This window comes from Haematobacter missouriensis (assembly GCF_000740775.1).
GTDB lineage: Bacteria > Pseudomonadota > Alphaproteobacteria > Rhodobacterales > Rhodobacteraceae > Haematobacter > Haematobacter missouriensis.
Window position 1 is genome coordinate 75,532 of record NZ_JFGS01000011.1, and the last position, 24,592, is coordinate 100,123.

Below are 24,592 nucleotides of genomic sequence, written 5' to 3' on the forward strand. Positions count from 1 at the left end.
CAGATGTACAATGATGAACAGACCCTGATCCGCGATACGGCCCGTGCCTTTGCGCAAGATATCCTCGCGCCCGGTGCGGCTGCGCGGGACAGGGCAAAGACCGTCGATCCGTCCGTGTTTTCCGACATGGCGGAACTCGGGTTCCTCGGCATGACGGTGCCGGAGGAATGGGACGGTGTCGGGGCCGATTACGTCAGCTATGCGCTGGCGCTGATGGAGATCGCGGCGGCGGATGGTGCGATCTCGACCATCATGTCGGTGCACAATGCACCCTTCAACGCGATCCTCACCCGCTTCGGCAGCGATTTTCAGAAGGAGCAGGTACTCCGCCCCGCGGCAAAGGGGGAGTTCATCGGCGCCTTCGCCCTGACCGAAGCCAATGCCGGCTCCGATGCCGCCGCGATCCGCACAAGGGCGGAGAAACGCGGTAACCGCTATGTCATCAACGGTGGCAAGGAATTCATCACCTCTGGCCGGATCGGCGGGTGGTGTATCCTGTTCGCCACGCTGGACGGCACGCGGAAAGGGATCACCGCCTTTCTGACACCCACCTCCGTCCCCGGCTACGAAGCGGCGAAGGTGGAGGAGAAGCTGGGTCAGCGCTGTTCCGACACCTGCTCCCTCCGTTTCACCGATCTGGAGATCCCGGAGGAATACCGTATCGGCGAAGAAGGGCAGGGCTATCGCATCGCGCTGTCCAGCCTTGAAGCGGGGCGGATCGGCATCGCGTCCCAGTCGGTCGGGATGGCGCAGGCGGCCTTTGACGCGGCGGTGGCCTATGCGCGGGAGCGGACCTCCATGGGCAAGCGGCTGATCGAGCACCAGGCCGTGGCCTTCCGGCTGGCGGAATTGCGCACGAAACTGGAGGCCGCGCGACAACTCGTGCTGCTCGCGGCGCGGATGAAGGACGCGGGCCTTCCCTGCCTGAACGAGGCGGCGATGGCAAAGCTCTTCGCGTCGGAGACAGCGGAAGTCGTGGTGTCGGGCGCGCTCCAGACCTTCGGTGGCTACGGCTACATGCAGGATTTTGCGCTGGAGCGCATCTATCGCGATGTGCGCGTGTGCCAGATCTACGAGGGCACCTCCGACATACAGAAGATCATCATCTCCCGGCAGCTCGACCAATGAAAAGGCCCGCTCATCTGAGCGGGCCTTCTCCCGGATAAAGAGCGGGCATCATGCGGGAAGGGGGGCCGCTCCTTCCCGCTCTCGCCGCCGCCATTGCAGCGCGGCGATGCCCGCCGTTGCCAGCAGCGCAAGCCCGGTCGGCCAGAGGTGCGACGGCTGATCGGCGCGCTGCAGCACCGCCGTAACCTCGAACCCGGGCTCGATCCCCATGCGCGCGGCATAGGAGCCGAAGGTGACCGGTCCCACCGTCAACCTGTCGCCCAGCGGCGTGAGCATCAGCCCGTTGTCCCGCAGCCGCTCTGCCGCGGGACCGGGCCCGACGCGCAGGTTCACCGTCTTGGCGACCTCATCGCCCATGAGGTCCATGCCTTCGACGCGGAACTGGAAGCGGGTGCCTTCGGGCGCCTCGTCCAGCAGCTGCATGAACTCTGCCGCGGGGCGCTGCTCGTAGGGGGAGGAGAACCGGTTGAGCCACCAGTCCGGCCGGAACAGCGTAAAGCAGATGAGGAGCAGGACCGCGCTCTCCCACAGGCGGCTTTTCGTGACGAACCAGTTCATCGTGGCAGCGGCGAACAGCAGGATCGCCGCCAGCGACATGGCACAGAGCCAGAGCGTCTCAGCCCACGAATGCACGTCGAGCAGCAGCATCGCCGGATTGAAGATGAAGACGAAGGGCAGAATCGCCGTGCGGAGGGAATAGAGCGCACCCTGAAAGCTCGTCTTGATCGGATCTTCGCGAGAGATCGCCGCGGCGGCAAAGCCGGCAAGCCCGACCGGCGGCGTGATATCCGCCATGATGCCAAAGTAGAACACGAAGAGATGCACGGCGATCAGCGGAATCGACAGCCCGGCCTGCGAGGCGAGGCTCACCACCACTGGCGCCATGAGGGAGGACACGAGGATGTAGTTTGCGGTCGTCGGAATTCCCATGCCGAGGATCAGGCTGATGACCGCGACCATCAGCAGCATGATGATGACATTGCCGCCGGAGATGAACTCCACGAACTCCGTCATCATGAGGCCGAGGCCCGTCAGCGTCACCGTGCCGACCACGATGCCCGCCGTCGCCGTGGCTACCGCAATGCCGATCATGTTCCGGGCTCCGAGTGCCAGGCCGTCCCACAGGTCGATGAGACCGGTGCGGATGCCCGCGCCCACATCCTGCTTGCGGAAGACGGCGAGCAGCGCCTTCCGCGTCGCCACGATCACGATGATGGTCATCGTGGCCCAGAAGGCGGAAAGCCCCGGCGACATCATCTCGACCATCAGGCACCACAGGAGCACGACGATGGGGATGAGGAAATCCAGCCCCGTCCGCGTCACCTCCCATGCCAGCGGCAGCTGAAGGATGGGCGCGTTCGGATCGTCCACCGAAAGGTCCTCATAACGCGCAGAGAAGGCGACGGCGGCGATGTAGAGCACGCCCCCCGCGAGAGCCAGCCCCCAGCCCGCGCCCGGACCGGCGAGCGTCTGGATCAGCCCGATGCCCCAGGACAGCAGGCAGAGCACCGCGATGAAGCCGGAAATGCCCAGGCCGAACCGCAGCAGCCGGTGTCGCGCGGGCATGGGTGCCGAGGGGATGGGCCGTGCGCCGATCTTGATCGCTTCGAGATGCACGATGTAGAGCAGCGAGAGGTAGGAGAAGATCGCGGGCAGTGCCGCGTGGCGAATGATCTGGGAATAGGGGATCCCCACATACTCCACCATCAGGAAGGCGGCGGCGCCCATCACCGGCGGCATGATCTGTCCGTTGATGGAGGCGGAGGCCTCGATCGCGCCCGCCTTGACCCCGGACAGGCCCGTCCGCTTCATCAGCGGAATGGTGAAGATACCGCCCGAGACCACGTTGGAGACCGAGGAGCCGGAAACGACCCCGTTCAGCGCGGAGGAGACGACGGCCACCTTGGCTGGGCCGCCGCGCAGGTGGCCGAGCAGCGCGATGGAGATGTTCATCATCCAGTTGCCCGCGCCCGCCTTCTCAAGCAGCGTGCCGAAAAGCACGAACAGGAACACGAAACTCGTGGAGACGCCGAGCGCGATGCCGAATACGCCCTCCGTCGTCAGCCATTGATGGTTAACGAACTTCGTCAGAGAGGCGCCGCGGTGCATGATCGCTTCGGGCATGTACTGCCCGCCGAAGCTGTAGCCCACGAACACCAGCGCCACGATGACCATGGGCAGGCCAAGTGCGCGGCGCGTCGCCTCCAGAAGCAGCACGAAGCCCACGATGCCGCTCACCAGATCAAGCGTCGTCGGCTGGCCCGGCCGCTGGGCGAGCGCACCGTAAAACCAGAAGAGATAGGAGGCGCAGAAGGCTCCGACCAGCGCGAACAGCCAGTCCTGCGGCGGGATCCGGTTCCGGGGGGAGGATTTGAGCGCCGGATAGGCGAGATATGCGAGGAAGATGGCAAAGCCCAGATGGATCGCCCGCGCCTCTGTGTCGTTCAGGACACCGAAGCCCAGCATGAAGGGCAGGGGCGATGCATACCAGAGCTGGAACAGCGACCAGCAGACCGCCGTTACCGTGAGCACGCGCGCGGTGAGGCCGGCCGGGCTCCGCCCGCCCGTATCGATATCGGCGACAAGTTGGTCGAGCTTGGCCTGTGTCGCGTCGCTCGACGCTGGGCCGGGAGAGGTAGGAGAGGTTTTCATGTCCTGACCCTTTCGCGCCGGGGTGACGCGGTCTGGATGGGAACGGCCCGGAATTGCTTCCGGGCCATGTGATGTGGCATTTCCGAGGCCGGGTCCGGCCTTAGTTCAGCCAGCCCTTCTCCCGGTAGAACTTCTCGGCGCCCGGGTGCAGCGGAGCGGAGATACCGTTCGTGACCATCGTTTCCGCAGTCAGCGTCGCAAATGCGGGGTGGAGGGCCTTGAACTCGTCGAAGTTGTCGAAAACCGCCTTCACGATCTGATAGACGTGTTCGTCCGGCTCATCTGCGGAAGTGACCAGCGTTGCCAGCACGCCGAAGGTCTCTGTCGGTTCCGGGTTGTTGTTGTAAAGCCCGCCGGGAATCGTCGCAGCGCCGTAGTAGGGGTAGGTTTCCATGAGCTTGTCCACCGCCGGACCGGTCAGCGCCACGAGCTTTGCGCCGCAGGTGGTCGTCGGGTCCTGGATGTTGGCGGAAGGGTGGCCGACGCCGTAGAAGAAACCGTCGATCTTGCCGTCGCAGAGCGCGGCGCCATGCTCATCGGCCTTCAGCTCGGAGGCCAGCGCGAAATCGGCCGTCGTCCAGCCGAGCGCGTCCAGCAGGATCTCCATGGAGGCGCGCGTTCCCGATCCGGGATTGCCGACGTTGAACCGCTTGCCCTTGAAATCCTCGAACGTGCTCACGCCGGCATCGGGGCGAGCCAGCACGGTGAAAGGCTCGGGGTGGAGGGAAAAGACCGCGCGGAGGTTGTCGTTCGCGCCGCCGTCCTTGAAGGCGCCCTCGCCCTTGTAGGCATTGTATTGCACGTCGGACTGGGCCATGCCGAAGTCGATCTCGCCCTGCTTGATCGCATTGGCATTGTAGGCCGAGCCGCCGGTGGATTCGACGGAGCAACGCAGGCCATGCGTCGCGCGATCCTTGTTCAGCAACCGGCAGATCGCGCCGCCCGCCGCGTAATACACGCCGGTCACGCCGCCGGTGCCGATGGTGACGAACTGCTGCTGCGCAAACGCAGGCGTCACGGTGGAGGCAAGTGCGAAGGCAAGGCCGCAGCCAAGCATCTTGTCGAGTTTCATGGGTCGTTCTCCCTGTCTGGCCCCGTTCCGGGTGCCGGTTGATGATTGTCAGCGGTTCGCGGGCGTCCACCACAGCCGTCGGAGATCCTCCGCCGTCGCGCGCGGCCGCATGGTCTGTCTGGTGGTGGCCGCGACGATGGCGGCGTTGTCGGGGGCAAGACTGCCGTCGGGCAGATGGAGGTTGTTCTCGAAGCCCACGCGCGCATGGCCGCCATGCGCCGCACCCGCCGCCATGAAGGCCGCTTCCTGCCGGCCAAAGGCGCAGAGCATGAAGGCATGGCGGGCGATGCCGGCGGCCAGATAGGCGTCAAGCTCCGCCCGCTCCGCCCCGGTGCCCGAATAACGGCCCATCACGGGCAGGATCGCCAGCGGGCCTTCCGGCAGCAGGCCGCGCCTCTGCAATGTCTCCAGCCGTGCGACATCGGCCGTATCGTAGAGAATGATCTGGTGGAGCGTGCCCCACCCCTCCATCCGTTCGAACAGGGCGGCGCCAGCGGATTCTCCGCCCTCCGGCATGATCTCGCGCAGCGCCAGCGACACGGATTCCGGCCGAAGCGCATCGACAAGCGCGATCTGCTCGGCAGGGGTATAGCGGCCGACGGCCTCCGTCGTGACCTGCACCACCAGAGCGTCACCGGTGACGGCGCGGATCGCCGCCTCCGCCTCGCGGTAAAGGTCCGCGTCGAGCACATGGCCCCCGTCCGCCCCGCGCACGTGCAGGTGGATCATCGCCGCGCCTGCCGCAAGGGCAGCCTCCGCCGTCGCGGCGAGTTCCGCGGCAGTCATCGGCAGGGCGGGATGGTCCGCCTTCGTGCGTCGCGCGCCGTTCGGGGCGACCGCTATCGCAAACGGCCGCGTCATGCGACGGCCTTCAGCGAGGTATCGATGGCATGGCCGAGCCGCTCCGCGATCAGGGCGATCTCATCGCTGCCGATGATGAAGGGAGGCGCCAGCAGAACGTGATCCCCATGCGTGCCATCCACCGTGCCCCCGCCCGGATAGACCATCAGTCCCTCCGCCATCGCGGCTGCCCGGATGCGGCCATGAAGTTTCAGCGCAGGATCGAAGCTCTCCTTCGTGGTCCGGTCCCGCACCAGTTCCACCCCGATGAACAGGCCGCGCCCGCGGATGTCGCCCACGTGGGGGTTTCCGGCCAGCCGGTCACCCAGCACGGCACGCAACGCTGCTCCCGCATCCCGGCACCGGGCAAGAAGGCCGTCCTCCTCGATCACATGCTGAACCGCCAGCGCGCCGGCGCAGGCGGTGGCATGACCGATATAGGTGAAACCGTGGTGGAACACGCCCGACCCGCCGGTGATCGCGTCGTGGATCTCCCGTGACATCAGACATGCGCCGATCGGCTGATAACCGGCACCCAACCCCTTCGCGCAGGTAAGCAGGTCCGGCACCACGCCTTCGTCCTCGCAGGCGAAAAGGCGTCCGGTCCGGCCCATGCCCGACATGACCTCATCCAGAATCAGCAGCACGCCGTACTGGTCGCAGATCTCGCGGATGCGCTTGAAATAGCCGGGGGCGGCGGTCACGGCACCGGCCGTTGCGCCCACGACCGTTTCCGCCACGAAGCCGATCACGGTCTCCGGCCCCAGTCGCAGGATCTCGGCCTCAAGCGCGTCGGCGGCGCGGAGGGCGTAATCCTCCATGCTCTCGCCCTCGCGGCGGTAATGGTAGTCGAAGCAGGGCTCGATATGGCTCGCGGGCAGCAGGATCGGTTCATAGACCGCGCGGCGCCCCGGATTGCCGCCGATGGAAAGCGCGGCGATCGTATTGCCATGGTAGCTTTGCTGGCGGGCGATGAAGTGCCGCCGCTGCGTCTCCCCCTTCTCCCAGAAGTACTGGCGGGCAAGTTTCAGCGCCGTCTCATTGGCCTCCGAGCCGCCGGAGATGAAATAGACGTGCTCCAACCCTTCCGGCGCGCGGGAGATCAGGTGATCGGCCAGCGCTTCCGCGGGCTCGGTGGTGAAGAAACTGGAATGGGCGTAGGGTAACCGGTCGAGCTGCGCCTTGATGGCCTCGATCACCCGCCGGTCGCTGTGCCCGAGGCAGGAAACGGCAGCGCCCCCGGAGGCATCCAGATACCGCCGTCCGGTGCTGTCGATCACATAGGGTCCGTCGCCCCCGATCGCCACCGGCAAGGTTCGGGCGGGGTCGCGATGCAGGATGCGCGTTTGGTTGGCGGTCAGATCCTTGGCCATGTCAATCCTCGGGAGGCAGGTAGGCGGAGCGTTGGGAAAGGCGGGATTCGCGCAGACGCAGGGCTGCCAGCCCCGCCTCTCCGGAACGGGTGAGAACAAGGCTTGTCAGCCCCTCGCAGAGCGCGACAAGCCCGGTGACGGAGGCCAGATGCGCCGGAATATCGGTGGTCGTGGTCAGCGTGATATCCGACAGCCGGGAGAGCGGGCCGAAGGGTGCGTCGGTGACGGCGATGACCCCCATCCCGTGGCTGCGCGCGTGGCGCGTCGCTTCCACCGTTTCACGGCTGTAGGGCGCTATGGATATGGTAACGAGGGTCGCCCCCTGCGGCAAGGCGTCGATCTCGTCCAGCATCATCCCGCCCGTGCCGCCGATGAGCCGCACGCCGGGGCGAAAAAGCGACAGTCCGTAGGCCAGCCCGTACGCGACGGAGTGACAACTTCGAAGCCCGAGTATCCCGATCTCGGTCGCCGTCGCCAACCTGTCCGCCGCCTTGGCAAGGGCGGGGTGCTGCGCCTCCGCCAGACCGGAGGCCGCGTTTGCCGTCTCCGCCTCGGCCAGCCGCAGCAGAAGATTGCTCTCTGACCCAAGCTGATGCGCGACCATATCGCCCGCCCGCCGGGAAAACACTGCGGACCGGTCCTCCGTCAGCCACTGCTGATGCAACGCCTGAAACTCCGCCCAGCTTGCGAAGCCCAGCGTCTGGAGCAGTCGGAGCACCGAGGCGGGAGAGGTTCCCGCCTTGCGCGCCGCCGAGCGCAGGCCGTGCAGCGCGATCTCCGCCGGGTGTTCGCGGATATACCTCGCCGCTTCCTGCGCCTTTGGGGAAAGGCCGGGATAGAGCGCGTCGATTTGATGATGCAGGGTGCTGACGGTCATGAATGGAACGGTTGTTTCATGAATGATGATGATATGAAACATTCGTGTCAATGCGAAACTCGTCCGCTAAGAGGCTGTTCAACCGGTTCCTCCGTGTTAAGCTTCCTAGACAATCTGGAGGAGACAGCCACGTGAAGACGGTAGCTACCCCTCGGTCGGCGCGCTCCGCCGGCCTGTTTCTTGCCCTCGGACTTCTCTGCCTCGGAGCAGCGCCCGGTCCCGTTCATGCAGAGGGCGAAGCGACCAACCCCGCGGTGCGCGAGCGGATGGCGTTGATGAAGGATATCGGGCGGAACCTGAAATCCATCGCCGACATGGTTCAGCAGAAGGTCCCCTTCGACAGTCATGCAGCCCAAGCCGCAGCGGGCACCATTGCCACCGATGCCGGGCGTATCCACACGCTGTTCAGGCCGCAGGAGAGCGACCCCGCCTCCGAAGCGCTTCCGGCAATCTGGGAGAAATGGGACGATTTCGTCGCCCATGCCGACAAGCTCGCCTCCGCCGCCCAGGCCATAGACGCAACTTCTGCCGAGACGCTCGCTGCCGGTTTCCGGCCTATGGCGGGCACGTGCAAGAGTTGCCATGACAACTACCGCATGGACGATTGACCGACTGCTTGGCTCGCGGTCGGCAGTTAACTCGCACCCCGCAGGCGGGAGATGATGCAGATTCCCCCTGCGGGTCGCTGGCTACACTTGGCCCGCGGGGTTGTCCTCGGGTGATTCTCCGTTGATCGGAGGCGTATGGCCTTGCCTGCGCGACGATTATACGGTTTCGACCGTCACCGATTGGCTAGGGCGAGAGCTTGGCAGGGCGTCTCGGCCATCCACGTCGGCTGACCGGAACGTCAGGGCCGAGACGGACACTGCGCCGGTCAGGGCCGGAAAACACGAGCATTGCTCTGGAGCTGGAAAGCGAGGGCCAGGCGATGTTGCCGGCGAGATCCATTCCAGGCTGCATCCCCCGGACGCTCGCGCCCCCCTCGTTGAGCGCTGATCGCGGCCTGAAGATCAGCGCTTCGGCCGGTTATTGCGCTGTCCTCCGCCAACTGGGGAGCGGGGGTAGTGTTCCGCCCTCCGGGCTTGAATATCGGACGGCCATCGCGCTCCTGCCGACACAGCATGGCCTCGCCATGTGCGGGGCGCTGGTCCGGCACCTCAGACCGTGCTAGGCGAAATTGATGCTTCCGGTGTTTCTCAAGACCTTGCCCTTTTTCGCGCTGATCGGCCTTGGCTGGATCGCGGCGCGGCGGGGTTTCTGCCCCCCGGAAGCAACGGCTTGGCTCACGCGATTCGTGTTCTTCCTGCCACTCTCGGCAATGCTGTTCGGCTTCGCTGCCTCGCTGCCGCTTTCAGCGCTGCATGAGCCGGTCTTTATCGCCGCCTATGCGGGTGCGAGCCTTGCCGTCTATGCGTTGACGGGAGCGGTCGCGCTTCTTCGGGGCTGCACGGTGGCGGAAGCGGCGGTGGAGGCGCAGTGCGGGGTGGTGGGGAATACCGGCTTCTTCGGCCTGCCGATGTTCGTGACGCTGCTCGGCCCGAAGGCAGCGGCACCGATCCTCATCATGCTGCTCATCGACCTTGTCGTGTTTTCCACGCTCATCACGGTCATCATGACGCTGTGGCGGGACAGGCGGTTCGACCTGCGCATCTTCCCCTCGCTCGGGCGCGGGCTCATCGGCAACCCGATGATCGTGTCGATGGTGGCGGGGGTACTGTGGTCGGCCTCGGGTGTGCCGCTGCCTGCTCCGGTCAAGGAATTCGTGACGCTCCTTGGCGCGGCTGCAACGCCTTGCGCGCTGTTTGCTATCGGCGCCTCGCTCGCGGGCCGGAATGCGGAGCGGCCTGCGGTCGCGGCGTGGCTGTCGGCGGTGAAGCTGCTGCTGCACCCGCTCACCTGTGCCGTGGTGGCGTTTTGGCTGCTGCCGGTCGATCCCTTCGCGGCGGGGCTGATGGTGGCGACGGCCGCGCTCCCGGTTGCGGGCAATGTCTATATGCTGGCCCAGCACTACGGCGTGGCGCCGCTGCGCGTTTCGACGGCCATCCTGTTCTCCACGGCGGCGAGTGTGATCACGCTCCCGCTCATCATCGCACGGGTGCTCATGCCATGACGGCGATCTATGTCGATGCGGATGCTTGCCCGGTCAAGGCAGAGGCCGAGCGGGTCGCAACGCGCCACACGCTGCGGTTGTTCATGGTTTCTAACGGTGGGCTTCGCCCCTCGCCGAACCCGTTGGTCGAGATGATCTTCGTTCCGGCCGGCCCGGACGTGGCCGACGACTGGATCGCTGAGCGAGCGGCGCGCGGCGATGTCGTGGTGACGAATGACATCCCGCTTGCGGCACGGGTGATCGAGCGCGGCGCGCGTGTCGTGCGACCGGAAGGGTCCGTGCTGACGCAGGCCAATATCGGCCCCGTGCTGGCCCAGCGGAACCTGATGGCTGATATCCGTTCGGCCGACCCGTTCCTGCAGGGGGGCGGACGCCCCTTCGCCAAGGCCGACCGATCCCGTTTTCTGGATGCGCTGGAGCGGGAGCTTCGCGCCGCGATGAAGGAAGCCCCATGACCGCAGCCGCCGCATCTCCTCCGAAGGCCGTCGTCTTCGACATCGGCAACGTGTTGCTCGAATGGCAGCCCGAGCGCTTTTTCGATGGCCTCATGCCCGCCGCGGACCGGGCACGGATGTTCGCGGAGGTCGACCTGCACGCGATGAACGACGGCATAGACCGGGGCGAGAGTTTCCAGGACGTTGTCTATGACACCGCCGACCGTCACCCCGCCTGGGGCGCGCAGATCCGCCTTTGGCACGACCGCTGGCTCGATATCGCGCGGCCGGAGATACCGGGGTCGGTGCATCTGCTGCGGGCGCTCAGGCAAAAGGGGATCCCGGTCTTTGCGCTGACCAACTTCGGGGTGGAGACATTCGCCCTTGCCCGTAAAGCCTATCCCTTTCTGGACGAATTCGACCGGCGCTACGTCTCGGGTGAGCTTAAGGTCATCAAACCCGATCCGCAGATCTACGCGATTCTGGAGCAGGACAGCGGCGTTGCGCCTGCCGACCTTCTGTTCACCGATGACCGGATCGACAATATCACGGCCGCCAGTGCGCGGGGATGGCGGACACACCATTTCGACGGGCCGGAGGGCTGGGCGCGGCGGCTTGTCCGCGAAGGCTTGCTGACGGAGGAGGAGGCACGGCCATGACCATTGAGATCATCGGCCCGGAGGCGGAGGCCCATCTGGACTGGATCGCCCTGACGGAGGCGTTGAAGCAGGGGCACCTGCTGCCGCTCTCGGGTATAGGCGATACGTTTCTTTACCGCGAAGATGACACTCTCCTCTCCCGCTCCGCCTGGATCGACGGGCTGGGCGTCGCGGTGAAATCCGCGACCATCGTGCCGGAAAACCGGCGGGCGGGCAGGCCGCTCGTCAACGGGGTCGTCACGCTGTTCGATGATGTGACCGGCTACCCGCTGGCGCTGGTCGATTTCCATCTGGTGACCAAGTGGAAGACGGCGGGAGACAGCCTGCTCGCCGCGCGGTTGCTGGCGCGGCCCGACAGCAGGCATATCCTCATCGTCGGGGCCGGGGCGGTCGCGGCCTCCATGATAGAGGCCTATTCGGCCGCTTTCCCGGAGGCGCGCTTCCGCGTCTGGGCGCGAAAGCGGGATGCGGCGGAGGCGCTGGCGCTGCGTTATCCCGGCGTGCAGGTGGTGAGCGATCTCGAGGAGGCCACCAGCACCGCCGACATCATCGCGACCTGCACCATGTCCTCCGAACCGGTGATCGAGGGGCGCTGGATCCAGCCTGGAACGCATCTCGACCTGATCGGGGCCTACCGTCCCGACATGCGTGAGGTGGATGACGAGGCGATGCGGCGCGCGAGCATCTTCGTCAACGCGCGCGCCACCACCGTTCACCACATCGGAGAACTGATGAAGCCTATCGCGACCGGCGTCATCACCGAGGATGACGTGATCGCCGATTTCTATGACATCGACCGGGGGGATTTCCGGCGGGAGAGCGCGGAGGAGATCACGCTCTGCAAAAACGGCGGCGGCGCGCATCTGGACCTGATGACAGGCCGATACATCCTCGACGCCTGGCGCGCTCGGAACGGCTAGGCCGTCGCGCCCCGCATGGCGTAGGGACGTTCGTTCACAGGCAAGTGGACGAGCGCCGAAAATGCGCCGATCCCCACACCGATCCACCAAACCAGGGTGTAGTTGCCATACATGTCGTAGAGCGCGCCCCCAAGCCAGACACCCATGAAGCTGCCGAGCTGGTGGCTGAAGAACACCAGCCCATACAGCGTTCCCATGTAGCGCAGCCCGAATATCTGCGCGACAAGTCCCGAGGTCAGCGGCACGGTGGCGAGCCAGAGCGAACCCATCGCCGCCGAGAACAGCAGCACCGAGCCCGGCGTCACGGGCGCCATGATGAAGGCCGCCGAAACGACCGTCCGGGCGAGGTAGATCCCCGCGAGCAGGTATTTCTTGGAATAGGTCTTGCCCAGCATCCCGGCGAGGATCGTGCCGCCCACGTTCATCAGCCCGATGACCGCGATGGCCAGCGCCCCCAGCGCAGAGGTGGAGGTGATGCCGATAGAGGACAGCCAGCTTCCCGCGCTGATCGGGGCGCACAGCTCCGTCACAAAGGCCGGGAAGTGCGCGGTAATGAAGCCCAGCTGATAGCCGCAGGAGAAAAAGCCAAGGAAGATAAGGATATATGACGGGTCTTTCACGGCGCGGGCGAGGACACGCCCCAAGGGTTCGTCCACCTCGGTACTTGCCCGCTCCGGCGCGCGAATGAGGGGGAGCGCGAACAGCGCGCAAAGGATGGCGCCGGCGAAAATGACGAACACGGTCTGCCACGGAAACTGCGCCAGCAGCAGTTCGGCGATGGGGGCGCCGATGATCTGGCCCGCCGATCCCGCCGCGGTCACAACGCCGAGCGCAAGGGACCGGTTGTCATCGGAGGCGGAGCGCCCGACGACCGCGAGGATCACGCCGAACCCCGTGCCGGCAATACCGAAGCCCACCAGCACCTCGAGCGACTGGACCATGCCGGGCGTTGAAGCCCAGGCGGTGAGCACCAGACCCGCCGCATAGAACAGCGCCCCGATGATGATCGCCCGCTTGTCGCCCCAGCGCTCCGCGATCGCGCCGAATACCGGCTGCCCGATCCCCCAGGCGAGGTTCTGGATGGCGATGGCCAGCGAGAAGTAGGAGCGCGGCCAGCCGAATTCCTCTGCCACCGGGATCTGGAACACTCCGAAGGAGGCGCGGATCGCGAAGTTGATCAGGATGATGATGCACCCGCCGATGAGTATCGGGGTGAACAGGCGGTCGCGGCTCAGGGTGTTCGTCATGGGAGTCTCCTCGCCTACAGGTTTTGCGTGGCACGGCCCAAACCGTCAATTGATGATTTGTGATGGAAGCATCACGGAATGCGAAGGATGCGCGGCGGAGGGGTAGTTGTGTCCCTCGCAGTCAGCGGATAGGGTCGCGCGCGATCTTTCAGGAGGATGAACATGGCCGGTGCGGAGACATGGCAGTGCGTCATGGTCTGCTGGGGCACGCGCTATCCCGTGGAAGTTCTGAACCATCTGGTCGGCGAGATCCGCAGGCAGGCGGCGAGCGTGCCGCGCTTCGTCCTCATTACCGAACTGCCGAAACCGGGGCTGGACCCCGCCGTGATGCTGCGCCCGTTCCCGGAGTTCTTCCTGCGGGAACGCTTCCGCCGCTCCGGCTGTCAGGCCAAGCTGGCGATGTTCGAGGAGGGTGTGGTTCCTGTCGATCTGCCCGCCACCTATGTCGATCTGGACACCGTGATCACGGGCGACATGTCGCGGGGCATCGGTTTCATGCGCGACCGGCAATCCGTTCTGATGCTGCAAAGCGCGATCATCCCTTTCGGCGCGTTGGGGCGGCTCGTCTATCGGCTGTCGAAGGGAAAGCACTACGCGCGGGGCAATTCTTCTGTCGTGGTCTGGCGCCCGGCGGAGGGGCATTACATCGCGCGACGCTTTCGGGAACTGGATGAGCGGTTTCCCAATCATGGCGACTTCCGCCCCATGATCGCCGACGAGCGGTTCATCAGTTGGTGCGCGCAACCTCATATGTCAGCCCTTCCAAGGGATTACGCGGTCAAGTTCACGTGGGAGTTCATGTTTCCGTGGCGCTGGCCGATCCTGCTTCGTGCCAAGCTGCCCTGGGTGATGGCGCGCCGTGCCCGGCAGGCCGCGATCACGCTGAATGGCGAGGATATCAAGCCGGAGGTCCTGATCGACATGCCGGAGGGTGCCGAGCTGACCGACAGGAAGGGCCGCAAGCTCATCTGGAGCACTGCCGCGATGGGGCCCGCCTGGAGCCGCATCCTCGACCATTGCCGCGCGACACTTGGACGGACCTGACCCATGGCCACATTGACCGAAATCTACGATCGCAAGGTCGCCGAAGGCACATTGCGCGCTGATGCGGGGCAGCGATCCACCCTGCCGCTGCTGGAGACGATCCGTACGGCGCTGGAGACGCAGCCGCCCAAGCCAAAGGGCTTTCTCGCCCGGTTGACCCGCAAGCCGGCGGAACCGATCCGCGGCCTTTACCTCTGGGGCGGGGTAGGGCGGGGCAAGTCGATGCTGATGGACCTGTTCATGGAGTCCGTCGATATCCCGGAGAAGCGCCGTGTTCACTTCCACGCCTTCATGCAGGAAGTGCAGGCGGGGCTGAACGACGCTCGGGCGCGTGGCGTTCAGGATGCGATACTGCCGGTGGCGGAAAAGATCGCGACCGAACTCCGGCTGCTCTGCTTCGACGAGATGCAGATTACCGACATCGCCGACGCGATGATCGTGGGGCGGCTGTTCCAGAAGCTCTTCGATGCGGGCGTGGTGGTCGTGACCACTTCCAACCGCGCCCCGGACGATCTCTACAAGGATGGCTTGAACCGCCAGCTTTTCCTCCCGTTCATCGCGCTTCTGAAGGAGCGGCTGGCCGTCCATGAGATCGAAAGCGAGACGGACTACCGCCAGCACCGGCTTTCCGGTGCGCCTGTCTATTTCTCGCCCGCCAATGCCGCTGCCGCAGCGGCGATCGATGGGATATGGAACGATCTGACCGGTCATGCGCCGAAGCGCCCGATGTTTCTGAAGGTCAACGGTCGGGAGGTGGAGATCCCTGCCTTCCACAACGGTGTTGCGCGGGCGCGGTTCTGGGATCTCTGTGCGAAGCCGCTCGGCCCGGCGGACTACCTTGCGCTGACAGGGGCCGCTCGGGTGCTCATCCTTGAAGAGATCCCGCGGCTGTCCCGGTCCAACTTCAACGAGGCGAAACGGTTCGTCACGCTGATCGACGCGGTCTATGAGGCACGGTTGCGGTTCATCTGCTCCGCCGCCGATATCCCGGAGCATCTGTATCAGGAGGGGGAAGGGGCATTCGAGTTCGAGCGTACCGCCAGCCGTCTGCGAGAGATGCAGGGTGCCGATTGGGCGGGGGCGACGACCGCAGCCTAGGCCCGCCCGTCATCGCGCGGCCCTTGCCTGCCGGGCGGGATCAGTTCAGCGGGAAATGCAGCGAGTAGCGTCCGCCCTCGAATTCGCCGAAAAGGTCGGTCAGGTCGGGATGCTCCACCGGCTCTCCGGTTTCGTCGGGCAGCAGGTTCTGCTCCGAGACATAGGCGACATAGTAGCTCCGGTCGTTCTCGGCCAGAAGATGGTAGAAGGGCTGTTCACGCGAGGGGCGGCTGTCCTCCGGTATGGAGGCATACCATTCCTCGGTATTGTTGAATTCGGGATCCACGTCGAAAACCACCCCCCGGAAGGGATGCTTCCGGTGGCGCAGGACCTGTCCGAGATGATACTTCGCCTCTGACTTGATCATGAGCGGGGCCTCTTTTTAACCATTGTTACGATTTGCCGCTCGAAAAGTCCATGAGTTCACCGGGCACAATCTGTCTCGCAACAGTGTCTGATGAACATTTTGCAAGGGCAAAGAGCATGTGCTCTCGCGGATCTGATCGCAAATTGGACGACAGTGGCATTTCTCTGACGCTTGCTTTCGCGTATAACCTTGGAAAACAATAAGACAGAACACGAGGGGCAGATGGGCAGATACCTCCGGCTATCGGTGTTGTTGCTGTTGGCGGCATGCGGCGGCGGCAAATACTCGGCCCCGAAAAATCTCGACGATGCCTGTGCCATCGTGCGCGAGCGGCCCAAATATCTCTCCGCCATGCGCCGGACCGAGGCCCGGTGGGGCGTTCCGGTCAACGTCCAGATGGCGGTGATTCACCAGGAAAGCAAGTTCATCGGCGATGCGAAGACGCCGTTCCGATATACGCTCGGCATCATCCCGATGGGCCGCCAGTCCTCCGCCTACGGCTATGCGCAGGCGCTGGACGACACTTGGGAGGAATACAAGCGCGAGACGCGGAATCGCGGCGCCGACCGCAGGGATATTCACGACGCGACGGACTTCATGGGTTGGTACATGAACCAGACGCGTCAGGCCCTGGGTATTCCGGTGTACGACATCTACAACCAGTATCTCGCCTATCATGAGGGCCGCGGCGGCTATGCGCGGCAGACCTACAGGAGCAAGCCGTGGCTCATGTCGGTTGCGAACAGCATGTCGGCCCGGTCGGAGAAATACCGCGCCCAGCTGATCTCCTGCCGCAAGATCTGACCTCCGCCTCTGGGGAAACCGGGGCGCTGCAAGGGAGGCACCGGATTTCCCGGCGGGATATATCCCGACCCGAGACACAGCCCCCGTTCCCGGCGTAGCTGTCAGGGAAGCATCGCCAAGCTCAGCGCTGCCGTTTCGCTGTCTCCAGAGGGATGTTGAAGAACGATGGGGGATAGTTCTCCCCGAGTTTCAGCGGGCCAAGCTGGGTCGTCGTCTGGGTCCCAGCCTCGTCGGTGATGACCCATTGCTTCAGCGCGATGGGATTGGAGGAGAACACCAGCCTTATCTGCCCGTATTGCGGGTTCTTCGGATCCTGCGCGATCACATAGGTATCGCTGCCCTGCGTGCCGTGCCCCACGACCATCCGCGCCTGCCCGAGATCGACAGTGGGGGCGAGGATCAGGTTCAGCGGCGTCTTGCTCAGCGGATACTGCTGCGGGCCGGAGTTCGACTTCGCGTCGAAGATTGCCACCTGCCCGCCGCCCGCCATGACGAGGTTGCGAACCGGCGCATTGTATTCGAACCTCATCCGCCCGGGACGACGAATATAGACCGTGCCCTCGGCACGGGAGCCGTCGGCATTGGTCTGCGTGAACGGCGCTTCCGCCGTGCGCAGCCCGTTCAGGTAACGCGACAGCTCCGACAGCGGCACCTCCTGCGCGAAGGCGGGCAGGGCCATGAGGAGCACGAGGATGACGGCGATAACGCGGGAGAAGATCTTCATATCGCTTATCTATCGCATCCCGCGCTCTCTGCCATCCCCACGCGCGATCACGGCTCCGGGACCAGCACCTCTCGCTTGCCGACGTGGTTGGCGGAGGAGACGACGCCCTCATCCTCCATCTGTTCCACCAGCTTCGCGGCCTTGTTGTAGCCGATGCCGAGCTTCCGCTGGATGTAGGAGGTGGAGCACTTGCGGTCCTTGGCCACGATGGCAACCGCCTGATCGTAGAGCGAGTCCTCCCCATCGGTATTGCCGCCGAGGCCCAGTACCGCGTCGATGTCATCGGCGCGTTCGTCATCCGGCCCCTCGACGACGCCCGACATGTATTCGGGCGGCCCGAAGGACTTCAGATGGTTCACGATCTCCTCCACCTCCTCGTCGGAGACGAAGGGCCCGTGGACGCGGGTGATCTTGGAACCGCCTGCCATGTAGAGCATGTCGCCCTGGCCCAGAAGCTGCTCCGCCCCCTGTTCGCCGAGGATGGTGCGGCTGTCGATCTTCGATGTCACCTGGAAGGAAATCCGGGTGGGGAAGTTCGCCTTGATCGTGCCGGTGATGACGTCCACGGAGGGCCGCTGCGTCGCCATGATGAGGTGGATGCCCGAAGCCCGCGCCATCTGCGCCAGCCGCTGGATACAGGCCTCGATCTCCTTGCCGGCGACCATCATGAGGTCGGCCATCTCATCGACGATCACCACGATGAAGGGGATGGTCCGGGGCTCGATCTCCTCCGTCTCGAAGACGGGATCGCCGGTTTCCTCGTCGAAGCCGGTCTGGACGGTGCGCTTGAACATCTCGCCCTTGGCCTGCGCCTCGTGGACGCGGCCGTTGTAGCCCTCGATGTTGCGCACGCCCATCTTGGACATCTTGCGATAGCGTTCCTCCATCTCGCCCACGACCCATTTCAGGGCGACGACCGCCTTCTTCGGGTCGGTGACGACCGGGGAGAGCAGATGCGGGATGCCGTCATAGACGGACAGTTCCAGCATCTTCGGGTCGATCATGATGAGGCGGCATTCCTCCGGCGACAGCCGGTAGAGAAGCGACAGGATCATCGTGTTGATCGCGACCGACTTGCCGGAGCCGGTCGTCCCCGCGATGAGCAGGTGGGGCATCTTGGCAAGGTTGGCGACGACGGCCGCGCCGCCGATATCCTTGCCGAGCGCCAGTGGCAGCCGCATCGCGGTATCGCCGAAATCGCGGGAGGTCAGGATTTCCCGCAGGACGACCTTCTCCCGCTTCTCGTTCGGCAGTTCGATCCCGATCACGGAGCGGCCCGGCACGGTGGAGACGCGGGCGGAAAGCGCAGACATGGAGCGCGCGATGTCATCGGCCAGCCCGATCACGCGCGACGCCTTCAGCCCCGGCGCCGGTTCAAGCTCATACATCGTCACGACGGGGCCGGGACGGACGGAGACGATCTCTCCCTTCACCCCATAGTCGTCGAGGACGGACTCCAGCGTACGTGCATTCTCCTCCAGCGCCTCGTCCGGCAGGACATGGCGGGAGATTTCCGCCGGGTCCATCAGCAGCGCCAGCGGCGGATGTTCGTAGTCGGGGTAGCTCGGCACCGGCGGGCGGCGGGGTGCCGTCGCCGTCTGCGCTGCGGGTTGCGGCGCGGCCTGCGCCGTCCAGCGCGAGCCGTGCTGCACCTTGATCCGCCGGGCGTCCGGCGCCTCTCTCGGGGCGCGGTCATCGTCCAGCGCGAAGATGTTGCGCGTAGCGTCCTCCTCGTCCATCTCGTCCTCGTCGGTGATCGCGAGCGGATGGGGACGACGCGGGGCGGCGGAAAGGGGGGTGGAGGGGGCCATGACCGGCTCCGGCATCACGTCCTCGAACATCTCCAGATCGTCGAAATCGTCGGCGAGGTCGAGTGGCAGCTGCTCATCCAGCTCCTGCATGACTGCCGGAGCGGCGGCGACCGGGGCCAGGGGAGGGCGGGGACGGGTGTTGGCGATCAGCGGCATGGGCCGACGGGCGCGGACAAGCGGCGGCTCGGAGCGTGCACCGGCCACGATCGGGGGCTCCAGCCGGGGACTGCCGCTGCGGCTGGCCCTTGCGCGGACGACACTGGTGATACGGGCCCGGACGCGGTCGCTGTCCGGCAGATCTTCCGGCAGATGGCGGGAGAGCAGCGGCTCCACCAGTTCGGGTTCCGGTTCGGGTTCGGGCGCGCGCTTGACGAAAGCGCGCGCAAGAAGGCCGGGCCGCTCTCTGGGCGCGGGCTCCTCCTCATAGCGCGGCTCGGCACGGAGCGTGGCTGCGGCAACCATCGGCTGGGGAGCGGACCATGCGTCCTGCGGCTCCGCCTGCCGTGTCACGCGGCTCGCCGGAGCGGCGAGTGCTGCCTCCCGCTTCTCCCGCCGCTTTTCGGCGGCCGTCTGCACGGCGGACTGGGCGGCGGATTGCGCCACGCGGAATGCTCCATTCGCGCCCCGGCCCGCACCGTTCATGAGCCTGTCGTAGCCGGTGACCAGCCCGCGAGCGAGAAAGCGTGACAGCCCCCGCAGTTCCGCGCGGTCGAAGCCCAGCACGTAAAGCCCGAACGCGACTGCTGCGATGAAGCTCAGCAGCGACATCATCTTCAGCCCGAAACCCGCGCTCAGCGGCGCCACACCCAGAAGCGCACCAAGGATCGTATCGCCGAACAGTCCGCCCAGGCCGAAAGAGTGGCCCCAGTCGTGCGAGGGCACCAGCGTGGAGGCATAGACCGACACCAGCGCCGCCGAGATCGGCACGAAGACCGAACGGTTCAGCGCCCGATCCTCCCCCCGGTGGGTGATGAACCGCAGACCCCAGACCACGAAGGCGATGGACAGCGCCCATGCCCCATAGCCCGCTATCACGATCAGTGGCGAGGCGATGGAGGCCCCGGTCCGCCCCAGCAGGTTCTGCGCAGGTTCGTCGGTGGCGGACATCCAGCTCGGATCATCGGCGTGGTAGGAGCCGATCATCATGCCGATCAGCACCCCGACCACGACCAGAAGAACGCCGATCAACTCCTTGCCGCGCCGTTCGAGCGCCGCCTGTGTGGAGGAGTCGAACAGCGGGTCGCGTTGTCTCATCTGATAGGAAGCCATCCCTCACCTCACCCGTAGAGACAGTCGCGGAGCTGGACCAGGCCGCGCTGCAGTTCGTCCTTCGGCGCGACCAGCGCCACGCGGATGTATCCCTTGCCAGGGTTTCCGCCGTCGGTATCGCGGCTGAGATAGGCGCCCGGCAGCACGCGGACGCCGGTCTGCGTCCAGAGCTTCAGCGCCGCCGCCTCCCCATCCTCCACCGGGAGCCAGAGGAAGAACCCTCCCTCCGGCGGCTGGTAGCCCTGGGCCCCGGCAAAGACCTCATCGGCGAGCGCGTATTTCTCGGCATAAAGCGCCTGGTTGGCGATCACATGCGCCTCGTCCGACCAGACACGGGCTGAAACGGCCTGCAGCGGCAGCGGCACGGGCGCGCCGTTGTAACTGCGCAGTTGCTTGATCCGCGCCATCGTCTCCGGCCCCCCGGCGACGAAGCCCGAGCGGGCTCCGGGCAGGTTCGACCGCTTGGAAAGGGAGTTGAACACGACCAGCCGTTCCGGGTCGGCCCCGGTGCGCACCAGCGCCTCCAGCGCGCCGGGCGGGGGCGCTGTCCGCCAGATCTCGGAGTAGCATTCGTCGGCGAAGATCTTGAAATCATGCTTCTCGGCCAGCGCGAGCAGCTCTGTCCAGTAGTCGAGCGATGCGACGGCGCCCTGCGGGTTGGCGGGGGAGCAGAGATAGGCGACCGTCACCCTGTCCAGCGTCTCTGCCGGAAGACCGGCATAGTCGGGCAGGAATCCGGTCGCGGCGGTCGCGGGAACGAAGACCGGATCGGCCTCGGAGGCGACGGCGGCCACGGCATAGACCTGGTAGAACGGGTTGGGTATCAGCACCAGCGGCCTCCGCCCGTCCTTCTGCTCCGGCGAAACGGCCAGGCAAGCGTTGAACAGCGCCTCCCGCGAGCCGTTGACGTTGCAGATCTGCGTCGCGGGGTCGAGCACCGCACCGTAACGCCGCTCCAGCCAGCCGGAGATCGCGGCGCGCAGTTCCGGCGTGCCCTCGTTCGGCGGATAGCGGTTGAAGCCCGCCAGATTGGCCGTGAGCACCTCTCCCACCCAGTCGGGGAAGGGGTGGGTGGGTTCCCCGATCGTCATGGACACGGGTTCTCCCCCGGCCGCATGATGGTCGAGAAGCGCGCGCAGGCGCGGGAAGGCGTACTCCGGCAAAGCCGCGAACCGCTGGGGAAACTTCATACTGCTGCCTCGTCTCGGGGTCGTGGCGCCCCGTTCGCAATGACAATAGCCGGGAGCGGGACGGCGGTCCAGAAAAACGCATCACCCTCCGCGGCTTGTCGCGGAGGGTGTGACATGGGGTCGCGAAGCGTCACGCGCGGGCGAGCGCTGCCTCCGCCGCGATGCCGAGGCGGAGCAGCCTCTCCTCCCCCATCGGCTGGCCGAGCAGTTGCAGCCCGGCAGAGGGAACGCCCGTCGACAGCGTGAGCGCGGACAGCCCGAACAGGTTGCCGATCCGTGTGTTGCGGAGCGCGAGCAGGTTCTCCGTCACGTAATAATCGCTATCGTCCATCAGCCGATCCGCCTCGGGTGGCAGGATGGGAGAGGTCGGCGTCAGCACAGCGTCATAGCCCGCCGTCACCTCCCGCCAGCGTTTCCGCAGCGCGGTCTGCCGGCGCATGGCGGCCACGTAATCCGCGCCGTTGGTCTTCGCGCCGCCCCGGAACCGTTCGAGAATCCGGGAAAACATCTTGTCCGGAGCGGCCTCGATGGCTTCGCGCCAGATCGCATAGGCTTCCGTGGCGAACAGGATGCCGGAAAGCGCAGCCGCTTCCGCCACCTCCGGGATTCGGCCGCGCTCGATCCGCGCCCCCGCGGCTTCCAGTACCTTCAGCCCGTGCTCGAACCCGCGCATGGGCGCCTCGCGCACGTCATCCAGAGCCAGCGTCTCCAGCACGAGGAACCGCGTTCCCTCCAGCGTGGCGCCCCGCAGATCGGCGGGCCTGCGCCCCTCCAGCGCCGCGAGGATCAGCCCCGCATCCTCCACCGAGCGGGTGAGCGGTCCCACGGTGTCCAGCGTCTCGCAGAGCGGCACGGCCCCTTGAAGCGACAGTCGCCCATGCGTGGTCTTGAGCCCGACGAGATCGTTCCAAGCCGCCGGAAGCCGCACCGAACCGCCCGTATCCGACCCGATGGCCGCGGGCGCGAGACCGAAGGCCACGGAGGCCGCCGCTCCGGAGGAAGACCCGCCCGGCACCGCCTTCGGATCGTTCACATTGGGCGGCGTCGCCGTCACCGGGTTGAGGCCCAGCCCGGAGAACGCCAGTTCCGACATATGCGTCTTGCCAAGGCACGCCAGCCCTGCCTCCGTCGCATCGATCAGCACCTCCGCATCCCGGTCCGGCACGCGGCCCGCAAGAAGGGCGGATCCTGCCTCCGTCGCCACGCCCGCCGTGTCGAACAGGTCTTTCCAGGACACCGGAACGCCGTCCAGCAACCCGCGCCGCTGGCCCGCCTTCTGGCGCATGTAGGCGGCCTCCGCCTCCGCCATGGCACGGTCCGGGGTGACGCGGGCATAGATCCGGTCGCGTTCGGGATGGGCGGCAATGGCGTCAAGATAGGCGCGCGTCACCTCTCGCGGGTCGATATGCCCGCCGTCGATCCCGCGTCCCAGATCGGCAGCCGTCATCCAGAGCCAGTCCTCGTTCATCCCTCAATCCCCGCCGTTCCATGAGTCGGCGGGAGGCTAGCCCTCCCTTGCCGCATGGACAATCCCGCCCGGAACGTTAGTTTCCCACCCGTGTCCCGATGCGTTCGACGGGGCGAAAGGACGGATCATGCAGATCGACAGCGACATTGCCATAGTGGGCGGTGGCCTCAACGGGCCAGCCCTCGCGCTCGCGCTCTCCGGGGCAGGCTTTTCGGTGACGTTGATCGATGCAGGCCCCGCAGGTGCGCGGGGGCAGGCGGGGTTCGACGGGCGGGCCTATTCGCTCGCCGCGGCATCGCAGAAGCTGCTGACCGTGCTTGGTGTGTGGGAGCAGGTGGCGGAGAGCCAGCCGATCCTCGACGTAATCGCCAGTCAGGGCCGCGCGGGAGAGGGCGCCGCGCCCTTCTTTCTGCATTTCGATCATGCGGAGTTGGATGACGGCCCGATGGGCTGGATGGTCGAAGATCGCCACCTGTCTGCCGCCCTCTCTACCGTGCTGGGCGATACTCCTGCGATTCGGCAGGTCAGTGACAGCGCCGTGACCGGTCAGGAGGTTGGCGCGGCGGGGGTCACGCTCACCCTCTCTACCGGCGCCACGATCACCGCAAGGCTGGCGGTGGGCTGCGACGGACGGCGGAGCGGCGTGGCGGAGCGGGCGGGCATCCACCGCAGCGGCTGGTCCTACGATCAGACTGCACTGGTCTGTGCCGTGACCCATGATCATCCCCACCATGGCGCCGCGCATCAGTTCTTCATGCCCGGCGGGCCGCTTGCCATCCTGCCCCTTCCGGGAGGACATCGGTCCTCCATCGTCTGGAGCCTGCCCACGCGGGAGGCCGAGGCGCTGAAGGCCCTGGACGATGCCGCCTTCCTTGAAGTCCTGCGCCCGGCCTTCGGAGATTTTCTCGGGGAGATCGCGCTCGCGGGGGGGCGCTTCTCCTATCCGCTGAGCCTTTCGCTCGCCGATCATTATGTCCGGCCCCGCCTCGCGCTCGCGGGGGATGCGGCGCACGGGGTACATCCGCTGGCAGGCCAGGGACTGAACATCGGGCTGCGCGATGTCGCGGCGCTGGCCGAAGTGCTGGCAGAATCGCATCGGCGGGGCGAGGATCCGGGCACGCTCCCGGTGCTCAGACGCTATGAACGCTGGCGGCGGTTCGATGCGACGGCGCTCGCGCTTGGCATGGATGGGATGAACCGGCTATTTTCCAACGGAAATCCGCTGCTGTCCGCCATGCGCGGCGCGGGAATGGGCATGGTTCAGGCACTCCCCCCCCTCCGCCGGGCCTTCATGCGCGAAGCGGCAGGTCTGGGTGGCGCAACGCCCCGCCTGCTTCGCGGCCTTCCGGCATGATGCCCGTCTGATACTTCATCCGAGAGGAGGAAGCGGCTGGGGTGCGGCCTTTTGCCATCCGCTGTGGCGGAACGGCCGAGGGGGAAAGAGAGCGTCCGGGGTTCGGCTGCGCCATCCGCTGTAACCGAACGGCCGAGGGAGGGTCCGGGGG

The 24,592-nt window shown here is 66.0% G+C and carries 21 protein-coding genes; 10 read left to right on the forward strand and 11 right to left on the reverse strand.

Annotation, left to right across the window (positions count from 1 at the left end; genetic code table 11):
• Window positions 1–3: 3 nt before the first annotated feature.
• Window positions 4–1,128, forward strand: coding sequence for an acyl-CoA dehydrogenase family protein (locus CG51_RS09020; protein ID WP_035744096.1), 1,125 nt, complete (start codon window positions 4–6; stop codon window positions 1,126–1,128).
• A 48-nt stretch (window positions 1,129–1,176) separates the two neighbouring features.
• On the opposite strand, the gene CG51_RS09025 is transcribed toward CG51_RS09020, so the two are convergent.
• From CG51_RS09025 to CG51_RS09045, 5 genes are all read right to left on the reverse strand, one after another.
• On the reverse strand, window positions 1,177–3,780 hold the full coding sequence (locus CG51_RS09025; protein ID WP_084695119.1) for a TRAP transporter permease: 2,604 nt from the start codon (window positions 3,778–3,780) through the stop codon (window positions 1,177–1,179).
• A 100-nt stretch (window positions 3,781–3,880) separates the two neighbouring features.
• Window positions 3,881–4,852, reverse strand: a complete 972-nt coding sequence (locus CG51_RS09030) for a TAXI family TRAP transporter solute-binding subunit (protein WP_035744097.1) — start codon at window positions 4,850–4,852, stop codon at window positions 3,881–3,883.
• A 48-nt stretch (window positions 4,853–4,900) separates the two neighbouring features.
• On the reverse strand, window positions 4,901–5,713 hold the full coding sequence (locus CG51_RS09035) for a beta-keto acid cleavage family enzyme (RefSeq protein ID WP_035744098.1): 813 nt from the start codon (window positions 5,711–5,713) through the stop codon (window positions 4,901–4,903).
• Window positions 5,710–7,065, reverse strand: a complete 1,356-nt coding sequence (locus CG51_RS09040; RefSeq protein WP_035744099.1) for an aspartate aminotransferase family protein — start codon at window positions 7,063–7,065, stop codon at window positions 5,710–5,712. Before CG51_RS09040 ends, CG51_RS09035 begins: the two co-directional genes overlap by 4 nt.
• 1 nt (window position 7,066) lies before the next feature.
• Complete coding sequence (locus CG51_RS09045) at window positions 7,067–7,942, reverse strand: MurR/RpiR family transcriptional regulator (protein WP_158212529.1); 876 nt, start codon at window positions 7,940–7,942, stop codon at window positions 7,067–7,069.
• A 131-nt stretch (window positions 7,943–8,073) separates the two neighbouring features.
• Here CG51_RS09045 and CG51_RS09050 point away from each other — a divergent pair, with 131 nt between their 5' ends.
• From CG51_RS09050 to CG51_RS09070, 5 genes are all read left to right on the forward strand, one after another.
• Window positions 8,074–8,550, forward strand: coding sequence for a c-type cytochrome (locus tag CG51_RS09050; RefSeq protein ID WP_051930313.1), 477 nt, complete (start codon window positions 8,074–8,076; stop codon window positions 8,548–8,550).
• 572 nt (window positions 8,551–9,122) lie between these two features.
• The gene (locus CG51_RS09055; protein ID WP_035744102.1) at window positions 9,123–10,052 is read left to right on the forward strand and encodes an AEC family transporter; all 930 of its coding nucleotides are present in this window, start codon (window positions 9,123–9,125) and stop codon (window positions 10,050–10,052) included.
• On the forward strand, window positions 10,049–10,507 hold the full coding sequence (locus tag CG51_RS09060) for a YaiI/YqxD family protein (RefSeq protein WP_035713087.1): 459 nt from the start codon (window positions 10,049–10,051) through the stop codon (window positions 10,505–10,507). The genes CG51_RS09055 and CG51_RS09060 overlap by 4 nt, the downstream gene beginning before the upstream one ends.
• Entirely contained in the window at window positions 10,504–11,145 is a 642-nt protein-coding gene (locus CG51_RS09065) for an HAD family hydrolase (RefSeq protein WP_035744104.1), read from the forward strand. The genes CG51_RS09060 and CG51_RS09065 overlap by 4 nt, the downstream gene beginning before the upstream one ends.
• Window positions 11,142–12,065: an ornithine cyclodeaminase family protein gene (locus tag CG51_RS09070; protein ID WP_035744106.1), complete on the forward strand. Its 924-nt coding sequence runs from the start codon at window positions 11,142–11,144 to the stop codon at window positions 12,063–12,065. Before CG51_RS09065 ends, CG51_RS09070 begins: the two co-directional genes overlap by 4 nt.
• Here CG51_RS09070 and CG51_RS09075 read toward each other — a convergent pair.
• Window positions 12,062–13,312, reverse strand: coding sequence for an MFS transporter (locus CG51_RS09075; protein WP_035744108.1), 1,251 nt, complete (start codon window positions 13,310–13,312; stop codon window positions 12,062–12,064). The genes CG51_RS09070 and CG51_RS09075 overlap by 4 nt on opposite strands.
• Before the next feature lie 162 nt (window positions 13,313–13,474).
• Between CG51_RS09075 and CG51_RS09080 the strand changes: the two genes are divergently transcribed.
• Together CG51_RS09080 and zapE are read left to right on the forward strand one after the other, a co-directional pair.
• Window positions 13,475–14,356 (forward strand): hypothetical protein, encoded by an 882-nt coding sequence (locus CG51_RS09080; RefSeq protein ID WP_035744110.1) that lies wholly within the window; start codon window positions 13,475–13,477, stop codon window positions 14,354–14,356.
• A gap of 3 nt (window positions 14,357–14,359) precedes the next feature.
• Entirely contained in the window at window positions 14,360–15,454 is a 1,095-nt protein-coding gene (gene zapE / locus CG51_RS09085) for a cell division protein ZapE (RefSeq protein WP_035744112.1), read from the forward strand.
• A 40-nt stretch (window positions 15,455–15,494) separates the two neighbouring features.
• Here zapE and hspQ read toward each other — a convergent pair whose 3' ends face one another.
• Window positions 15,495–15,821 carry a heat shock protein HspQ gene (gene hspQ / locus CG51_RS09090; protein WP_035744113.1) on the reverse strand — a complete coding sequence of 109 codons (327 nt, stop codon included), beginning with the start codon at window positions 15,819–15,821 and terminating at the stop codon, window positions 15,495–15,497.
• A 222-nt stretch (window positions 15,822–16,043) separates the two neighbouring features.
• Between hspQ and CG51_RS09095 the strand changes: the two genes are divergently transcribed.
• Window positions 16,044–16,625 (forward strand): transglycosylase SLT domain-containing protein, encoded by a 582-nt coding sequence (locus CG51_RS09095; RefSeq protein WP_035744114.1) that lies wholly within the window; start codon window positions 16,044–16,046, stop codon window positions 16,623–16,625.
• Between the two features lie 121 nt (window positions 16,626–16,746).
• Here CG51_RS09095 and CG51_RS09100 read toward each other — a convergent pair whose 3' ends face one another.
• The 4 genes from CG51_RS09100 to CG51_RS09115 form a co-directional block, all read right to left on the reverse strand.
• Complete coding sequence (locus tag CG51_RS09100; protein WP_035744116.1) at window positions 16,747–17,349, reverse strand: LolA family protein; 603 nt, start codon at window positions 17,347–17,349, stop codon at window positions 16,747–16,749.
• A gap of 47 nt (window positions 17,350–17,396) precedes the next feature.
• Complete coding sequence (locus tag CG51_RS09105) at window positions 17,397–20,414, reverse strand: DNA translocase FtsK (RefSeq protein ID WP_416171648.1); 3,018 nt, start codon at window positions 20,412–20,414, stop codon at window positions 17,397–17,399.
• A gap of 23 nt (window positions 20,415–20,437) precedes the next feature.
• On the reverse strand, window positions 20,438–21,619 hold the full coding sequence (locus CG51_RS09110; RefSeq protein ID WP_035744119.1) for an aminotransferase class I/II-fold pyridoxal phosphate-dependent enzyme: 1,182 nt from the start codon (window positions 21,617–21,619) through the stop codon (window positions 20,438–20,440).
• Window positions 21,620–21,749: 130 nt separating this feature from the next.
• Window positions 21,750–23,087 (reverse strand): amidase, encoded by a 1,338-nt coding sequence (locus CG51_RS09115; RefSeq protein WP_035744121.1) that lies wholly within the window; start codon window positions 23,085–23,087, stop codon window positions 21,750–21,752.
• A gap of 127 nt (window positions 23,088–23,214) precedes the next feature.
• Between CG51_RS09115 and CG51_RS09120 the strand changes: the two genes are divergently transcribed.
• The gene (locus tag CG51_RS09120) at window positions 23,215–24,441 is read left to right on the forward strand and encodes a UbiH/UbiF/VisC/COQ6 family ubiquinone biosynthesis hydroxylase (RefSeq protein ID WP_035744122.1); all 1,227 of its coding nucleotides are present in this window, start codon (window positions 23,215–23,217) and stop codon (window positions 24,439–24,441) included.
• Window positions 24,442–24,592 lie beyond the last annotated feature (151 nt).

Excerpts from the sequence above, each read along its gene's own strand:
- CG51_RS09045 (WP_158212529.1), bottom strand. The coding sequence starts at position 7,942 with ATGACCGTCAGCACCCTGCATCATCAAATCGACGCGCTCTATCCCGGC.
- CG51_RS09110 (WP_035744119.1), bottom strand. The coding sequence starts at position 21,619 with ATGAAGTTTCCCCAGCGGTTCGCGGCTTTGCCGGAGTACGCCTTCCCG.
- CG51_RS09035 (WP_035744098.1), bottom strand. The coding sequence starts at position 5,713 with ATGACGCGGCCGTTTGCGATAGCGGTCGCCCCGAACGGCGCGCGACGC.
- hspQ (WP_035744113.1), bottom strand. The coding sequence starts at position 15,821 with ATGATCAAGTCAGAGGCGAAGTATCATCTCGGACAGGTCCTGCGCCAC.
- CG51_RS09080 (WP_035744110.1), top strand. The coding sequence starts at position 13,475 with ATGGCCGGTGCGGAGACATGGCAGTGCGTCATGGTCTGCTGGGGCACG.
- CG51_RS09025 (WP_084695119.1), bottom strand. The coding sequence starts at position 3,780 with ATGAAAACCTCTCCTACCTCTCCCGGCCCAGCGTCGAGCGACGCGACA.
- CG51_RS09100 (WP_035744116.1), bottom strand. The coding sequence starts at position 17,349 with ATGAAGATCTTCTCCCGCGTTATCGCCGTCATCCTCGTGCTCCTCATG.
- CG51_RS09115 (WP_035744121.1), bottom strand. The coding sequence starts at position 23,087 with ATGAACGAGGACTGGCTCTGGATGACGGCTGCCGATCTGGGACGCGGG.
- zapE (WP_035744112.1), top strand. The coding sequence starts at position 14,360 with ATGGCCACATTGACCGAAATCTACGATCGCAAGGTCGCCGAAGGCACA.
- CG51_RS09105 (WP_416171648.1), bottom strand. The coding sequence starts at position 20,414 with ATGAGACAACGCGACCCGCTGTTCGACTCCTCCACACAGGCGGCGCTC.
- CG51_RS09060 (WP_035713087.1), top strand. The coding sequence starts at position 10,049 with ATGACGGCGATCTATGTCGATGCGGATGCTTGCCCGGTCAAGGCAGAG.
- CG51_RS09070 (WP_035744106.1), top strand. The coding sequence starts at position 11,142 with ATGACCATTGAGATCATCGGCCCGGAGGCGGAGGCCCATCTGGACTGG.
- CG51_RS09030 (WP_035744097.1), bottom strand. The coding sequence starts at position 4,852 with ATGAAACTCGACAAGATGCTTGGCTGCGGCCTTGCCTTCGCACTTGCC.
- CG51_RS09075 (WP_035744108.1), bottom strand. The coding sequence starts at position 13,312 with ATGACGAACACCCTGAGCCGCGACCGCCTGTTCACCCCGATACTCATC.
- CG51_RS09055 (WP_035744102.1), top strand. The coding sequence starts at position 9,123 with ATGCTTCCGGTGTTTCTCAAGACCTTGCCCTTTTTCGCGCTGATCGGC.
- CG51_RS09095 (WP_035744114.1), top strand. The coding sequence starts at position 16,044 with ATGGGCAGATACCTCCGGCTATCGGTGTTGTTGCTGTTGGCGGCATGC.
- CG51_RS09065 (WP_035744104.1), top strand. The coding sequence starts at position 10,504 with ATGACCGCAGCCGCCGCATCTCCTCCGAAGGCCGTCGTCTTCGACATC.
- CG51_RS09040 (WP_035744099.1), bottom strand. The coding sequence starts at position 7,065 with ATGGCCAAGGATCTGACCGCCAACCAAACGCGCATCCTGCATCGCGAC.
- CG51_RS09120 (WP_035744122.1), top strand. The coding sequence starts at position 23,215 with ATGCAGATCGACAGCGACATTGCCATAGTGGGCGGTGGCCTCAACGGG.
- CG51_RS09020 (WP_035744096.1), top strand. The coding sequence starts at position 4 with ATGTACAATGATGAACAGACCCTGATCCGCGATACGGCCCGTGCCTTT.